Source organism: Candidatus Eremiobacterota bacterium (assembly GCA_031082125.1).
In the GTDB taxonomy this organism is placed as follows: domain Bacteria; phylum Vulcanimicrobiota; class CADAWZ01; order CADAWZ01; family Ess09-12; genus Ess09-12.
On record JAVHLM010000038.1, the window covers coordinates 1 to 16,439 of the forward strand.

Genomic DNA, 16,439 nt, shown 5'->3' on the forward strand with positions numbered 1-16,439 from the left:
GTTGTGTCCACAATCTCCCACAGGCATTTTCATTGCGAGTTATGCAGGGCTCTCATAAGAACCCTTAGCATATTCCTGACCGATATGCTATAATAGAAATGCTGTCTCCAGGTCCAGTGGTATCTTTGCCGCAGGGGGAGCATATGCACAAAGAGGGAGATATTCTCCAGGAGCGCTACCGTATCACCGCCCTCCACGCCGAGGGCGGGATGAGCTACCTTTACAGGGTGCGCGACGAGCGCCTCAAGAAGTGCTGGGCCCTCAAGGAGCTCAAGTGCCAGGGCGCCATTTCCCATGAGAGCCCTGAGTTCCGCCAGTTTCAGGCCGAGGCCGTCATGCTCGCCGAGTTCTCACACGGCGCTTTTCCTGCCGTGATAGACTTTTTCATTGACGGCGGGAAAGCTTACCTTGTCGAGGAATGGATAGAGGGCGAGACCCTTGAGGCCCTGGGGAGCCGGGAAGGCGGCATACAGGAAGAGACGGCAGCAAAGTACGTGGTGCAGCTTCTTGATGCGCTTGAGTATCTCCACGGCCATGGCATCATATACCGCGATTTGAAGCCCCAGAATATCATCGTCACCCGCGACGGCTCCCTGAAACTCGTTGATTTCGGCATCGCGAGGTTTTATAAGGCGGGGCAGAAGAAGGACACCGTCTATGCAGGGACTCCCGGCTATGCCCCTCCCGAGCAGTACGGAAAGGGCCAGACCGACGCCAGGACAGATCTTTACGCCCTGGGAGCCTGCCTCTATTTCATGCTCACCGGTATTCACCCTCCCGAGGACAGATTCAACCTGGAGCTTCCCCCGGGGACAAGGCATTCCCCTTTCGTGGCGAGCCTGGTGAAAAGGGCGATGAGGCAGGACCCCGCCGAGCGGTTCCAGTCAATCCAGGAGTTCAGGCAGGCCCTGGAAGCCCGCCACAGAAAGTCTTCAGCTCCTGCCCTGGCGGGGCTTCCCCTGATGCTTGCCGCAGTGGTGCTTTTTGCAGTCTGCACCGCCGAGCTGAGGGTATCGGCCTTTTATACCGTCCTCATATGCCTCCTGGCATATGGGTTCGTATGGGCTGTGAGGGAGCTCAGGAGGAGAAAGACTGAAAAGTGAACAGAGGGAAAGGCTTATTTTATCAAAGTATCGCCAAGGGAAAGGAGGAGAAGAAATGACAAAACAGCACGATCACGATGAAAACCATGAACAGAAGCATGTGGCGCCGAAGAAGGCACGCACGGCCCTCCAGCAGCTTGCACCCCATGCCGTTCTTCTGGTGGTGATGTTTATCTCGTTACTGCTTGTCATGACATGCTTTTATACCGTGCAGCCCGAAGAGGTGGGCGTCGTGAAAAGGTTCGGGAGGTATATCGCCACGACGGGTCCGGGCTTTCATTTCAAGCTTCCTTTCAACATCGACACCCTCACCAAGGTGAAGATCCAGAGGATCTACAAGGAGGAGTTCGGCTTCAGGACCCGCAGGTCAGGAATACGCTCTGAGTTTGAGCCCGGCGTGGTCATGGAAGAGGCCCTCATGCTCACGGGAGATCTCAATTCCGCCATAGTGGAATGGATTGTGCAGTACAAGATCAAGGACCCTGTCCAATATCTTTTCAACATCAGGAATCCTAAAAAGACCATAAGGGACCTCTCGGAATCCATGATGCGCGAGGTCGTTGGCGACCGCTCCGTTGACGAGGTGTTCACCGTGGGCAGGATGGAGATAGAGAACGACGTGCAGGTGAAGCTCCAGGAGATATTCAACCATTATCAGATGGGCGTCGAGATCATCACCGTGAAGCTCCAGGACGTGACGCCACCTGAGCCGGTGAAGCCCTCCTTCAACGACGTGAACGAGGCGAAGCAGGATAAGGAGAGGCTTATCAACGAAGCCTGGAAGGATTACAACACGGTGATCCCCAAGTGCGAGGGCGAGAAGAAGAAAACCATCCAGGAGGCCGAGGGCTTCGCCACCGAGAGGATCAACAGGGCGAAGGGCGATGCCGCAAGGTTTATCAAGCTCTATAACGAGTATAGAAAAGCTCCGCAGGTCACCAGGAAGCGCCTCTATCTCGAGGAGATGGAAAAGATCCTCAAGAACGCCGGGAAAGTCTATATAATCGACAAGGAGGCCCGGTCAGTCATCCCCCTCTTTCCTGCTGAGCCTTATCAGAAGGAGGTGAAGTAGCATGAAGGCTTCATCGGCTCTCTTTCTCATAGTGGCGGGCCTTGCAATCCTTTGCATGATGGCCTGCTTCTTCGTGGTGGACCAGACCCAGGATGCCGTGAGGACCCAGTTCGGCCAGCCCGTCGGCGGCACCATCATGAAGCCGGGCCTTTACTTCAAGGTGCCTCTTATCCAGGAGATTCACTATTTTGACAAGCGGATCATGGAATGGGACGGGAATCCCAACGAAATACCCACCAGGGACAAGAAGTTCATCTGGGTTGACACGACGGCCCGCTGGAGAATCAAGGATCCCCTCAAGTTCCTGCAGACCGTGAAGGATGAGAACGGCGCCCATTCAAGGCTTGACGACGTGATAGACGCCGCATCGCGCGATCATATCACCAAGAACAGCCTCATTGACGTGGTGAGGAACACCAACAGGAAGCTCCAGTTCAGCGAGGGCATGGAGGACCTCAACAGGGAAAATGAGGAGGACTTTCAGAAGTCCGACATCGGGCGGAGCCAGATCACCGCCTCCATCCTGGAGACGGCAAGAAAGCTCACTCCTGAATACGGGATTGAGCTCATCGACGTGAAGATAACAAGGATCAACTATGTGGAATCGGTTCAGAAGAAGGTCTATATGAGAATGATCTCCGAGAGGAACAGGATCGCCGAGAAATACCGCTCCGAGGGCGAGGGCGAGAAGGCCAGGATCCTGGGGCAGCTTGAAAGGGAGAAGAAGAGGATTGACTCCGAGGCCTACAGGAAGTCCCAGGAGATCATGGGCGGGGCCGAAGCCGAGTCCACTAAGATCTACGCCTCGGCCTACAACGCCGACCCCGAGTTTTACGCGTTCCTGAAGACCATGGAGACCTATGAGAAGACCATCTCTTCAGGCACCACCCTGTTTCTGTCAAGCGAAGGCGAGCTGCTGCAGCTCCTGGACTCGTCAAGAATCACAAGGTAAAGCGGCCAGGGGCTTTCTCCCGGCCGACAGGATTCTGTCTGTGCCACGGGAGAATGTCCCCTGTCCTTTTGCGGTAAGAAACGAATGAGCTATCCTCTTAGAAGTCCCTGGTGTCTATGGGCTTTACCCCCGTGTAGAGCGAGGAGTAATTGAATATCTTCCAATAGCCGTCCTTGTTTTTCTTCAGCGTCACCGGGCTCGGGTTGTCCTTGCCGCCGCTTCTCACGAAGAGAGTCACTTCGTCGGGGCTGCTGCCCTGGCGCCTCTCAGTGACTACAGGAGTGGCGCTGTATGAATAAGCATAGCCGTTATGCGGGCTCCCGCCCAGGTAGGAAGCGGCAATGCCTCCCCTGAAGCCTGTGCCCTGGACCTGGCGCCCGAACTGGGTGAGGATGAAGCTCACGTGGCCCCGGCCCGGTTCGCCGCTCCCGTCGAGAGTGTCCTTGGGAAGAGCCATGCCCCACATCTTCAGGCCGTCGGGATTCTGCTCCTTCACGGTCTCAAGTACCGCGATGAGCAGGCACCTTACGGAGCCCTCAGGGCTTTTCCCCTCGGCATCCCAGAGTTTCCTGAACTCATCTAAGCTCAAGCCTGCCTTCTGGGCAACCATCGTGCCGGAAAGGCTCTCCTGCGCCGGGATTTGAGATGAGGCCGGCAGGAGCAGCACACACACCGCGAGCATGAAAAGTGCAATAGATTTCACCGCAGTCACACTCCTTGCATTTTGATAAGCATCCGGAACAATGTTTGTCCCTGCAGAAACATTATATACCACTCCGGGAAGTTGTGCGAGGAACTATCGTACAAAATGCCTTTCCCGCACGAAAAGGGGCAGGGGCATACAGCTGTTTTGAGGTCTCTTTTCTATTTTTAACGAGAAAAAAGAGCACACCGTCCAGATTTCCCTCTTGACATTTATGATTAAAATCATATATAATAAGTATGAAGAAAATCATAAATATTAAAATCATAAAGGTGGTGTCATCTATGAATGAAAGCCAGCAAGTCTTCGAAGCCATCAAGAGGGGCGACGTGAGGGCCGTGAAATGGTATTTCGATGCAGAGTATTCCCGGATTCTGATGAGCGGCTCATATTCTCAATATTTCAGGAACTTGAGAGATACGCGGACGGGCCTCACCCCTTTCTTCTATGCGGTAAGGCTTGGAAGTGAAAAGACGGCCATCGCGCTCTCCAGGGCCATTACCCGTTTCGACAAGGATGAATCGGGCAGGACAGCCCTTCACCACGCGGCCGAGCTGAACCTTTTGAAGCTGGCCAGGGTTCTTGTCTCCCGTGGAGTCTGGATAAATGACACCGACAAGCGGGGTATGACGCCCCTTCATCTGGCTGCCGCCAGGGGGCACCTGGCCATGGTGAAGTACCTTGTCTCCCAGGGCGCTTCTGTCACTGCCCTTGACCGCTCAGGGATGTCGCCCCTGGTCATGGCGGAGCAGAACGGCCATGAGGCGGTTGTCTGCTACCTGAAAGACCGCTTTCCCATGCTGAACTATCCCACTGTCAGGGAGGCAATCAAGGCCGGCGATTACCGCGCATTACAAGGGTTTCTCCTGGTGGGGAACAATTTCCGGGGAAGAGACCCTGAGGGCATGAGCCCCAGTCATCACGCGGTGAGAGAGAGCAGGACAGAGATGCTGAAAATGCTTGAATGGTATCCTTACCTTTCGACGACGACTGACAGCTACGGGAGAACTCCCCTGCACCTGGCTGCAGGGATGGGTAATATGGAGAGTGCCGCCATTCTGATCAAGCGGGCAATCTCATACCAGGGCAGGACAGCACTTGATATCAGGGACTCGGGTGGCAGGACTCCCCTCCATTATGCCGCAGAAGCGGGCCATACCGCCATAGTGAGGATGCTCCTGAAGGAAGGGGCAGCCCACCTTGAAAAAGACAGGAATAAAAAGACACCTGCAGATCTCGCCCTCAGGGAAGGCCACAGGAGTCTTCAGGCGATCTTCCGGGAGCTCTCATGCTACCGCCTGGGATTTGTGGTGGGCGAGGGATCCCAGGCAGGCCCCATAGTGATGAATGCCTTTTCCCATGTGAGCTGCCGCGTTCTCCTTGACATGCTGAACGATACTCTTGCCGCGCAGTTTCACGGGCTCTGCTGGAGCGACAGGCAGGATTACCGGATCTTTCTCCCCGGAGCAAGGGGGGCGATGGTCCGCCCTGATGCCCCTGCAGGCTCCATGGTCGCCAGGGTGAATCCTTTTGCCGATGCCGTCAATCCTGCTGACTACAATGAAGAGATTCACATAGGGCGCTATTTTACTTTCTGCCGCGGAAGCAAAGCCGCCGACGGGCCCTTCCTCCGGCATCTCGGCTTCAAAGGATCACCCGATATTGTTGCCCGTTTCGGGAGAAACCAGGGAGGGAGCATGGGCCTTGAGCTTCATCTCGAGGCTTTCAAGAGGCAGGCTCCCCATTTTCTGCCTCTGGCTGTCGCGGCTACAGACAGGCTTGTGTACAAGGCCGGCGAAAAGATCTCCCTTTTTGTCCTCTGTATGACGGCAACCTCCGCGGCTTCCGGGAAAGCCGAAGTCCGCCTTTTTTCGGGAAGCGAGGAGGTGCCGGGCTCGCACCGCAGGGTGCACCTGCGCCACGGGCTTGGCCTGGCAGGCTGGGAGAAGCTCCCCCAGGGGCATTACAAAGCTTCCGTGAGCTGGAATAATAATAAAGCCACATGCAGCTTCACTGTAGGGGAGTTCAGCCGCTCGGCAGCCCATGCCGAGTGGGTCGATGGGCCCCGCGTGGAGCATGGCCACTGGATCGGCACCGCAGGCCTGTACCTCTACGGTGCGCCTCTCCCCAGGGGAACGGAAATAAATGCTGAAATCCCGCGCTCTGGCCTGCCATCCCTTCCGCCCCTTCGCCTTGCCACCGATGAGGAGAGCCTTGTCAGGATAAGAATCCCCCTTGATGAATTCGGCACCAGGGTCATGAGAATCTCATGGCAGGATGGGTGCGAGCACTCAGCAGAGCTTGTGCTCCCGGGAGACGAGGAGGTCGAAGGCACACCAGGTGTAAAGGTAATGGCAGCTCCCCACGAAGAGAGCCGCCCGGCGGCAGGCGTGCATGTCTCATGCCCCGGAGAAGAATCACAGGCATTGAGGCTTATGGCAACAGGCCTTCACAAGGCTCACCTTGTCGCACAGAGGGACCTTGACATGGTGGCGCTCACTGCATTCTTTCCCGAAAGAGAGCCCCTGGTGCAGAAATACCATGGGGTAAGGGAAGGCCAGGAGCTTGCCCTTGAGATGCCTGACAGGTGCGGATACGGCTTTTTGGCGGCGGGCAGCATTTCAGGCGGCAGGTGGAGCGAGCAGGTCTTTCCCCTTCTCAAGCCCTCCGAGCTGAAGGTTTCGTGCCAGGTCCCGCCTTTTGTGAGGGCCGGCGATACCTTCAAGCTTGCCATTACAAGCACTGCGGCATACCCCGTTCCGGTGGCCGTCATAGTGCGCGACATCCGCCTCCATGGCGGTGGGGGGCTTGAAGGGGCAGGGGCCTCGGCAAGGATCGACAATATCACTGAAGAGCTCCGCAGGCTCAAGGGCAGAGAGGCGGGAAAATTTTCCGACTCTTACCTGGATGGGATCTTCGTGCTCAAGGACGCTTTCACCCTGCGGAAGAAGATTGTGAAAGGCCTCAGGGTGGCGGCACTCGTGCTGGGGATTCCCCTTGCCATACCCCTTGGTGTTGCAGCCATGCCCCTCATATTCGGTGCAATAGCCATCTCATCTTTCGTTTCATCATTGAACCGCAATACAGGAGGGCAGTATATCCCCGGCAGCGGCGGGGGCGGTACCATAAGAGTGGACCTTCTACCCTGCGAGCGCAAGAAGTTCGGCTTCAATCCGCTGGGCATCTTAGCCGAAGGCGGGACGGCGCTCTGCGACCTGATGGGGAGAAGCGGCGGCACCCCCAGTCCTCACAGGGACAGGGACTGCAGCTCCCTCGGCGGAAGGGTCGAGACCATTGAGCGCCATGACACCCTGGTGACGGCTCTCATAGAGACAAGAAACGGGAAGGCTGAAGTGGTGGTCCCTGTGCCTTCTGCCCCGGCGACTTACTCGGTGGAGCTTTTCGCCGTCGATAGGGCCTGCCTTGGCTGGGCATCCCACAGGGCGAGCTTTCATGCCCGCCGCGAAACGGAGCTTTACACCGATACGATCCCTTCCTTCATGGACCCCGGTGACTGCGGAGCCGTGACGGCGACCCTTGGGATCTCATCATTTGCAGCCGAGGTGGCCCTGGAGGTGCTCCGCGACGGGAAGCCTGTGCAGGTTACCATGGCAGATGGAAGCCCTGTGGGCGCCACGGTGAAATGCGGCGGCGCCATGGTCCGGGAAGTCCGCCTCCCTCTCGCGCCGGGAAAGTACCGAGTTTCTGTGGGAAACAATGGAGGGAGCCTTCGGGAAGAGTTTGTCATCAGGCCTTCGAGGACCATATCGGAGCGTGCCAGGCGCCTGGTGGTGCTGAGGGAAGGCCAGAACTTCGAGATGGAGCAGGGCTCCCATATCTTTGAAGTCGCTTTCGTGGCGGACCCCGAGGAGGTCTTCAGGAACTGCGGGCAGGCAGTGGCTGACTATGCCTGGATGTGCTGCGAGCAGACGTCGGCAGCCTTGACGGGGGCCGTGCTTGCCTATGCCTCAGGCGGCGGAGGCGGCGACCGCTTCAATGCCCTGGGCTCCATAAACAGGGGGATAAGCCGCCTGGAAAGCATGTGGAGAGGCTCGGGATTTGCCATGTACCCCCTTATGCCTTTCCCGGATTTCATCCTGGGAAATCATGCCTATCTGCATCTTTCAGGGGTGAAGCCCCTGCGGAGTGTCCTTGGCCTGAGACCGCCGGAGCACAGGGACTTCTATAAGGCGATGGAGCGCATCGACAGGCTTGCTTCCAAGGCTTCACGCGTCTATGGGCTTCCCTCGGAGCAAGATATATGGTCGTGCCGCAACGCCTATCACTCCTTCAGTGAGAGGAAGGAGGAGGCCATCGAGTACGTGCTTGGCCGCTGGTCCGTGGAAGAGCAGGGCGGCCTGAGGTACGGTGTGGTGAAAAGCTCCGGATCCATGGTGGAAGTGCGCTCTGAGACGTGCTATGCGGCGGCGGTGCTGATGGCCTGCGAGGAGCAGCGCAATGAGCGCTTCGTGGAGCTTGTGGGCACCCTGGACTGGATAGGAAGCCAGATGAGGGAGGGAGGAAGGCTTTACAGCTCCCTGGACAGCGCCGCTCTCATTCCTCTTCTTGCATGCGCCAGGGCATACGGCCTCTTCGGGAAAGGCCACGTCTCACTTGACGGCGGCGAGCTCCTCACATGCGACAGGGCGCAGAAGATAATTGCAGAGGGCTTCCCCCGCAAGATCACATGCTTTGACGGCCAGGTACAGATACTGGTGGATATGGTTTCCGAGCGGGAGATCCCCCCGTGGGCTTTCGCATTCGGCTTTCCCGCGAGGTTTGAGCGCAACGGCCAGAGCGTAAGAGAGGCTTTCCTTGGCGAGAGGCTCGACCTTGTGATAGATGCAGGCGCCTATGAGGCAGGGCTGATGACTCACATCGTGCTTCCCCCATGCATCGCCGCCGAGGAGGGCGGGGCGCGCCTCCAGGTGTTCCAGCGTGATTTCGAGGGCTCGAGCCTCCTTCGCATACCATGCAGGGCGGTACAGGAGACAGGCGGCGTGCCGCTCTCAGGAATGGCCGTGCTGCAGAACATGTATGACGAGGAAAAGCTCAAGGCCCAGGGCCTTTTCCTGGCTGTCAGGCGCTGAGCTTTTTCAATGAAGAACGGCGCTCTGCCCTGGCGGAGCACCGTTCACGCTTTTCCGGCTGCAATGATTCTTATCTGTTAAAGATCGGACTTGCTGTCTCCCATAAGGTTGAAATGCCCCGTCTGTATCTTGTTTCCCACGAGGCTGGTCAGAAGAAGGCCTCCAAGAAATCCCGCCGTGGCGCCGATGGGGCCGGCGAACATGGCTCCTGCAGCGGCGCCGGTTGCTGCTCCCATCAGCACAGGGTAATGGGATGCCATGTTTTTCCAGAAGCTGGATTTGTCCGAATAAACTGTCTCAGCTCCCTTGATGTCCTGGAAGCTCGCAGGGGCCGCCGCCGGCCTGCCCATGAAATTCTTGAGGGGCGCTTCTATCTTGTTGGGGATATTCTGGAGGGCACGGTAGACTATCTCGGCGCAGTAATGAGCCTTGTCCTCGCTGAGATCAAAGGCGGAGTCATAAGGTTTTCCCAGCTGGCTGCGCAGGTAGTCAACGGCGGCCTGGCGGTCCTCGGGGGTCTTGTAGGGGGGCCTGATTACCTCGATGAGAAGCTGGCCCTGGAGATACTCGCGCAGGTCGGTCCTCACGACGCCCTTCCCCGAGGGATCGCCGGTGGTGGCTTCTATGAACTTCCCGTCGCCTTCGTACATGGCAGCGTGGGTATAGTCGGAGTCAAGGGTGACTTTTTCAAAGACCTGCCAGCCGGGGTAGGGATTGTTGGTCTCCAGGATGATGTCGCCCGGCTGGATGACTGAGCATATCTTGTCGCGGCGCTCGTCGGACATCTTCTCGGTGGTGCTCGGGATCCTCAGGGAGAGGAGCGTGGTGAACCAGTTGCCGTTCCCCGAAGGCTCATCTGAAGGCTTCTGCCGCTCAAAGGTGTCCTTCACCTGGGGTTCCTGTTCCCGTACCTGGCCCTGTTCTCTCGGCATGCCTCTATATGGGTTTGTACCGGTGCTTCCTATCTCCATTGCCTACCTCCTCAACAACCTTTAGAATCTCATATCCTGGCGGATCTTATTATATCCTACAGGAGGCATTTCTGCTCATAGTTTCCAAAAGTTAATAATTTGAAATAAAATCAAACCCAGGTCTGGGAAGACCCGGAATGGCCAGGGAAAGTCCCGTTGCTCACGAGGCTTCCTGGAGCTCAAGCTCCACGATTTCAGAAGACCATGCTGTAATGGTGGTGACAACTGATATCCGCATATCAGGCGGCACCTCCTGGAACGAAAGGACCGAGAGGTCAGGGAAGACTCCCCGCGTGAGGCGCGCAAGGGAGGGCCTGATGGAGGGGGCGCAGAGGAGCACGGGGCGAAAACCTTCAAGCATCAGGCGCTCCATGGCCTGCCTGAGAAGTTTCAGGAACTCAAGGCCCGTATGGGGTTTGAGGGTAAGCGCCACGCCGTCTTCGCAGTGCCGGAGCGATCCTTCGATGAGGCCCGAAACCTCGTGGTCAAGCGTGATGACCGCCAGCATTCCCTCGTAGGCAAGGGGGGTGCAGAGGGCCCTTCCAAGGCTTTTCCTCACCAGCTCCGTGAGCTCGTCAAGGTCTTTCGTTCTCACAATGGAATCGCTGATTATTTCTAGAATGGTGCTGAGGTCCCTGATGGAGACTCCTTCTGCAAGAAGCCTCACACAGACCCCTCTCAATTCCCTTATGCTGATTTCATCGGGGATAAGGGAATTCACTACTTCCGGGTGCTTTTTCTTGAGCGTGTCAAGAAGAGCCTTCATCTCCTGGTAGCCCACCAGGTCCCCTGCGTGGCGCCGCGCCATCATGGTAATATGAGTTGCCACTACGCTTACAGGCTCGAAGACCATCAGGCCCAAGCGCTCAGCATCGCCCCGTTGTTCCGGGCTTATCCATACGCCGGGCATGCCGAAGACAGGGTCATTGACCATGGTTCCCCTGAGGTTGTGGCACTTTTCCTCGGGGCCTATGGCCAGGAGCTGTCCAGGTTTCACTGATCCCGTGGCCACGGTGGTTTCCTTGATTTTTATGACATAGCCATCGGGTGGGAGTTGGAGATCGTCCCTGAATCTTACGCCAGGGAGCACAATGCCCAGATCGAGTGCCATGTGGCGGCGTGTGGCGGTCATTCGCTCAAGGAGCTTGGCGCCCTGGTTGGGATCCACCAGGCAGAGGAGGCTGCGGCCCACACAGATGCAGATGGGGTCCACCTCGAGGAGCTCAGCGGCGCTCTGCAGTGATTTGTTGCTTTTTTCCGTGAGACTCTCCCTGGACTTTGCAGGAGCTGCTCCCTCCTGTCCCGCCGTGCCTGAAGGCTTCTTTGAAGTGTCCTCTTTACGGGCCGGCTCGTTTCGCTGATCTTTCTTGGCGGAGGCCTTCCCTCGCGTGAGCGCAGCCATGATCACATTCAACGATATGAAGGAATGCCTGCTCAAACCTGTACCAGCAGCAGAAGCGTCCCCGGCGGGGGCTGCTGCTCCGTCTTTCAAGAGCGGGAGCCAGTGGCGTTCGGTGAATTTCCCCGCAATGGCGAGAAGCTCGGCGAGAAGAAAGTAAGGGATTGAAGGATGGCGCAGCAGTCCAAGGAGCTCCAGGAATCCCAGGAGCGCCAAGAGGACCGATGCGGAGTAAAAAGCCATGGATTGGGGAAGGAGGGACTCGGCGCTCCTGAGCCTGTCCCGTGACGCCGCTGTCGTGAAGAGAAGATCAAGGGCAAGCCCCTGAAGAAAGCAGGGAAGCATAATCAGCACCATGAAGCCGTTCAGGATGGCCAGGCAGTGGGGAAAGCTGCGGGAGATGCCCAGGGCGATGCATGTCACGACAAGGGATGCGCTGAACTCGAGGCGGGCCTGCACGGAGGCGTAGTGGATGTCGTTGTAAAACTCGTACCTCTTCCAGTTGCGGCTGTTTTTCCCTTCAAAGGCCTCCGGGCTCTCGCCGGGGAGAGACTCTTCATAAAGGTTTGTCTCGTCGGGGAGGGAGAGTTTTTTTCTGAGGCCCTCGAAGACTGATACCGTGAGAATCACAAGGATGGCGAGGACAAACGCTCCTTCGGTGGCGTTCCCGCCTGCCAGGGCATTGCCAAAGGCCGGTATGACCTTGCCAGGGCCCATTGCCGCGAATTCCAGGGGTGTGCCGGACCACTCGATGAATGCCCTTGCCGCAGCGACGGTAAGGGCGAACCTCACGGGGATTACTGCCCTCATGAAAGCGGGAAAGATTTTGAACCTTAAAGGATCAGAGATGAGGCGGGCCCCTGCAATCATCGCCACCGCCAGGCAGAAGTTCACTGCGAGGAGGATGTCAAGGGTTCTCAAGGGAAGCGTGACGAGAAGCAGGACCAGCACGAGGGGCATGCTTATGCCTTTCAGCATGCAAAAGGAAAGAGGGGCTTTTTTGTAAGTATCGAAAGGATTGTCGCCGATGTTCATCTTCATGATCCTCCTGTGCGCAGTGATTGTGCCCATTGAGAGTCTTTGCGGCGAGTCATTGAGGCATGCTCATGAACTGAAAAAGACCACAGAGATGCGCATTCATGGAGGACGTGATTGAAAGGCGGCGCGGTAACTTGAAGGGCAAGTTGAAATAAGGCGGTAAAGCTTATTTATAGCCATCCCTCCGGCATATTCCTTACCTTTATTGTGCCACAGCTACGTTACGAAATTGTTACGAAATTGTAACAATTTCACGAAATTCTAAGCAAATAGGGATCTCCAGGCGATCCTTTCCCGGGGCCTTGTGGCGATCTGGTAACATTTTCCTTACAAATAGCTTCTTGCCACGCCGGCAGGGAAGGACTATAATAAGATGTACAGATTTTCCGGGTAAAGGAGATGGGCACATGCCAGATGGAACGATTCAAAACACGGGGGGAATGTTCAATGTACCAGACAGGGCCGCAGGGGCGCCGGTACAGCGCGAAGCACAGCCTGAGACCCAGGGTGATTCATTTGTGGCTTCGACGCCGGATGCGAAGGCCGCTGACAGGATAGCCCGCGATGCCGCCAACATCCAGGCGGCAAAGGAGCTCCTGACAAAATCCCTCAAGAGCCTTGAGGACGCAAAGCCCGATATCAAGGACACCGTTGACACGGGCAAGGTCACCCAGGACGGCCTTGAAAAAATGGAGCCCCATTTCAAGGCCATCAACCTGGACACCCTTGTGGAGGGCTGCAAGAAGGATGTGAGCGGCGAGGGGAAAGCCGTGCGAGCTGCCGGCAATGAAGCGGCGGAGGGCGTGACCAAGGCCGAGGGGAGTCTCAACCAGGCGAAAGCCGATCTCGCGCCCATAGAGAAAAATATTGACGATGCGATGGCGCTCCTTAAGAAGGTGAAGGACCGCCAGAAGATGTCGATCCAGGGAGCCCTCTGGGAGCTTGAGAACGGCAAGACCTGGATGAGTGACACCAACAGGGACCTCAGGATGTCCGGAAAAGCCTTCGGGAATGGCAAGGAGAGCCTCAAGGAGATGGTCCCCATACTTGACATCGTGGAGCGCGATACCACAGAGACCGATGTGGGGCGCTTCTCCAAGGACCTCAAGGAGCTCAAGACAGGGGCCCGCGACGGTATCATGGACGGCTGGCTCAGCGCCAGGGGGAGCGAGGGCACTCTTGACGGCGTGAAAGGCTACCTCACGAGGGCCCTCAACTACCTGAAGTAGCTCTCAGGCGTAATACCGCAATAAAAAAGCCCCTTCCCGGGGCTTTTTGGTTATCCTGGAAGGCAGGTCCCCGGCACTGAACCGGCCGTTTCTCCCTCCATTTGCATCCAGGCCTTCTTTCTGCTAGAATGGGGAATATTGTCCTGCAATTCTGCAAAGGGGAGTGATGAGGTTGGCCGGAAAGCCCGTTCATTCAATGAGAATTTCTTATTTCTTTCGAGGTGCGCTTCCCGCTCTTGTGCTCGTCCTTCTCGTTACGGGCGTGCTTTCAGGCTGTTCGGGAGGAGGCGTTTCTTCTGAAGGGTTCCTGACGGGAGGGGGAGGCACTGCAATTGACATCGGGCACCTCCGTAAAAACCCCTGGCAGGCCCATGGACCCGGCATCGCGGACAAGGGGCAGGTAACGATAGCCTCGCAGGGAAATCCTGATGTGGGAGCCATTCGTGTCGTCGCTCCCCATCCCGGCACCAGGGATATTCTCTACATCGGGGCAGTGAACGGGGGCATATGGCGGACCGATAATGCCACAAGTCCTGAAGGGCCTTCATGGGTTCCTCTCACCGACAGCCAGTCGTCGCTCTCCATCGGTGACCTTCAGTTCGACAGTGCCGACGCCTCATACAGCACGCTTGTCGCCGGGTTCGGCCATTTCAGCGCTTTTCGACGGACACAGGCAAATTCATCAGGCTATCTGCCCGGGCTGGGAGGCCCCCTGGACGGCCTCCTTATCACCACCGATGGCGGCGCGACATGGAAGCCTCTCGGCCGCGCTGACCTGAGCGGCCGCAATATCGCCTCGCTCGCGGTGCACGGCGCAGTGATGCTCGTGGCGGCAAATCAGGCAGGGACAGGTCCCGGCCTGTACAGGAGCATTGACGGCGGGAGCACCTTTTCCCTTCTCAGCGGTTCAGCCTCAAGCGGCCTCCCCACCGGCGCGGTGCAGGCCGTGGCATCGGATCCCGCGAATCCGGGGCGCTACTACGCCGGGGTCATCAGCGCGGGAATTTTCAGGAGTGACGACGACGGCGCACACTGGGTAAATGTCACGACACCGGCGCTCTCCCCGGTCTTTGATGCATTGACCGACAACGTGAAGATCTCCCTTCATAACAGCACGGGAAACAATGTCGTATGGGTGGGTGTCGTCCGTAACGGCGCCGCCGCAGGCTTTTTCCGCTCCTCCGATGCCGGGGTGTCCTGGCTCTCTCTTGGAGTACCGACAACGGTGGAAAACGGCATCGTGATAGGGATCATCACAGAAACGGACAACGGGTCCGGGCTTGTGCATTTCGGCATGGGGGCCGATGTGAAAGATCCGAATCTTCTCTATGCAGGCGGTGATTGCCAGCCTTCCGGTGACGGCGACGTCCTGGCCGTGCCTCAGTGGCCCAACTCCATCGGCTCCGTGAATTACACCGGCCGCCTTTTCAGGGCTGACGCATCGCAGGCTGCCTCCTCGCCCTGGACACCGCTGACCGACAACTATGCCCGGCCGCCGGGCGGCGAGCCCACGGCGCCTCATGCGGACTCGCGCTGCATCGCCTTCGACGCTGCAGGGGATCTCATCGAGACTGATGACGGCGGTATTTACAGGCGCAGCAGCCCCTCCAGCTCGCAGGGCGCCTGGAGCAGTCTCATTGGCGCGGGGAGCCTCATGGTGACGGAGTTTCATTCCGTGGCCCTCGATTCAGTGACGCAGACAATCCTGGGAGGCACACAGGATATCGGCACGCCTGAGCAGCTCCTCGCCGGAGGGCTCCTCTGGCGGAGCGCCCAGCAGGATGACGGCGGGAATGTCGCCGTCGATGAAAGCCAGGGAAGCCTTTCCATCCGCTACACCAGCACGCAGTACCTTATCGGACTGGAACGGCGTTTTATCGATGCCGGAAACGCGGTGGTAAAGACAGAGATCCCGGCTCTCATCGTGGAAGGAACGGGCGGCATGAGCCTCTCTGCATATGATCCAGGCCTGCAGTTTTATTCCCCCCTCACGCTGAACACCGTAGAGCCTTCAAGGCTCCTCATCGCCTCGTCAAACCTTTATGAGTCTTTTGACCGCGGCGATAACCTGGCGCTCCTTGCGGCCTTGGGTGCTCCCTGCGGGGGCACGACCTATGGTGATCCCCTCGTCTACGGCGGAATGCGCAGAGGGCTGGCCAATGCCGATCTCATCTATGCAGGGGCCGGCAGCTCTCTCTTCCTGCGGACCGCTCCCGGGCAGGCACTCACACGGCTTGGCGGTTATCCAGGCGGTGACATTGCCGCCATCACCGTCGATCCCTCAGACTGGGGCAAGGCGGTTGTCCTGGATGCCTCCCATGTGTACCAGACCGGCGATGCCGGCCAGACGTGGAGCGATATCACCGGCGATCTTCCCCTCACAGGGCTGCAGACGGTGGCGATCATCCCTGCACAGGAGGGACCTTCAGCCGTCGTGGCGGGAGGAGTGGGGGGGGTCTATGCCTCGCTGACAAGCAGTCCCGGCGCATGGTTCCGTGTCGGCGGGGGCCTTCCCGGGACAGTGGCGATGGACCTTCACTATTATCAGGGAAGCGATGTGCTCCTTGTCGGCACGCTGGGCCGCGGCGCATGGACGCTGGGCACTCTCATGTCCGGCAGCGGGAGACAGGGAAGCGGAAGAAGAATAGAGCCTATTCCCGGGGGGGCTCAGCGATAAGCTCGGGCTCCTGGCCGGTCTCGCGGAGATATTCGATCCATTCCCTGTATTCCCCGGTCCCCGGCGCCACCTCTTTCATCCCGTCGCCGACAAGACCTTCTTCTCCCTCGGCGCGGCAGGGTACGAGCAGATTGCCACTGGGAAGCTTTTTTATCCTCATAGCAAGGCCTTTCCTACGAGAGGACCTTCTCTTTCAGGTACTCCA

General features: G+C 57.9%; 10 protein-coding genes. 6 read left to right on the top strand and 4 right to left on the bottom strand.

All coding sequences use genetic code 11. The features are described from left to right. Nucleotides 1-143: 143 nt before the first annotated feature. The 3 genes from RDV48_27590 to hflC are packed head-to-tail and all read left to right on the top strand — an operon-like array spanning nucleotide 144 to nucleotide 3,127. Nucleotides 144-1,103 carry a serine/threonine-protein kinase gene (locus tag RDV48_27590; GenBank protein ID MDQ7826597.1) on the top strand — a complete coding sequence of 320 codons (960 nt, stop codon included), beginning with the start codon at nucleotides 144-146 and terminating at the stop codon, nucleotides 1,101-1,103. 55 nt (nucleotides 1,104-1,158) lie between these two features. Continuing rightward, on the top strand, nucleotides 1,159-2,175 hold the full coding sequence (gene hflK / locus RDV48_27595; GenBank protein MDQ7826598.1) for an FtsH protease activity modulator HflK: 1,017 nt from the start codon (nucleotides 1,159-1,161) through the stop codon (nucleotides 2,173-2,175). 1 nt (nucleotide 2,176) lies between these two features. Continuing rightward, nucleotides 2,177-3,127, top strand: coding sequence for a protease modulator HflC (hflC, locus tag RDV48_27600; protein MDQ7826599.1), 951 nt, complete (start codon nucleotides 2,177-2,179; stop codon nucleotides 3,125-3,127). 97 nt (nucleotides 3,128-3,224) lie between these two features. Here hflC and RDV48_27605 read toward each other — a convergent pair whose 3' ends face one another. Further along, nucleotides 3,225-3,830 carry a hypothetical protein gene (locus RDV48_27605; protein ID MDQ7826600.1) on the bottom strand — a complete coding sequence of 202 codons (606 nt, stop codon included), beginning with the start codon at nucleotides 3,828-3,830 and terminating at the stop codon, nucleotides 3,225-3,227. Between the two features lie 284 nt (nucleotides 3,831-4,114). Between RDV48_27605 and RDV48_27610 the strand changes: the two genes are divergently transcribed. Further along, nucleotides 4,115-8,920, top strand: a complete 4,806-nt coding sequence (locus tag RDV48_27610) for an ankyrin repeat domain-containing protein (protein MDQ7826601.1) — start codon at nucleotides 4,115-4,117, stop codon at nucleotides 8,918-8,920. A 77-nt stretch (nucleotides 8,921-8,997) separates the two neighbouring features. On the opposite strand, the gene RDV48_27615 is transcribed toward RDV48_27610, so the two are convergent. Both RDV48_27615 and RDV48_27620 read right to left on the bottom strand, forming a co-directional pair. Then, nucleotides 8,998-9,891, bottom strand: a complete 894-nt coding sequence (locus RDV48_27615) for a YiiX/YebB-like N1pC/P60 family cysteine hydrolase (GenBank protein ID MDQ7826602.1) — start codon at nucleotides 9,889-9,891, stop codon at nucleotides 8,998-9,000. A 160-nt stretch (nucleotides 9,892-10,051) separates the two neighbouring features. Further along, nucleotides 10,052-12,331 (bottom strand): FHIPEP family type III secretion protein, encoded by a 2,280-nt coding sequence (locus tag RDV48_27620; protein ID MDQ7826603.1) that lies wholly within the window; start codon nucleotides 12,329-12,331, stop codon nucleotides 10,052-10,054. 404 nt (nucleotides 12,332-12,735) lie between these two features. Here RDV48_27620 and RDV48_27625 point away from each other — a divergent pair, with 404 nt between their 5' ends. Both RDV48_27625 and RDV48_27630 read left to right on the top strand, forming a co-directional pair. Then, nucleotides 12,736-13,557: a hypothetical protein gene (locus tag RDV48_27625; GenBank protein ID MDQ7826604.1), complete on the top strand. Its 822-nt coding sequence runs from the start codon at nucleotides 12,736-12,738 to the stop codon at nucleotides 13,555-13,557. Nucleotides 13,558-13,795: 238 nt separating this feature from the next. Next, nucleotides 13,796-16,234, top strand: a complete 2,439-nt coding sequence (locus tag RDV48_27630; GenBank protein ID MDQ7826605.1) for a sialidase family protein — start codon at nucleotides 13,796-13,798, stop codon at nucleotides 16,232-16,234. Here the strand turns inward: RDV48_27630 and RDV48_27635 are convergent. Continuing rightward, nucleotides 16,209-16,394 carry a hypothetical protein gene (locus tag RDV48_27635; GenBank protein MDQ7826606.1) on the bottom strand — a complete coding sequence of 62 codons (186 nt, stop codon included), beginning with the start codon at nucleotides 16,392-16,394 and terminating at the stop codon, nucleotides 16,209-16,211. The genes RDV48_27630 and RDV48_27635 overlap by 26 nt on opposite strands. Nucleotides 16,395-16,439: the final 45 nt, after the last annotated feature.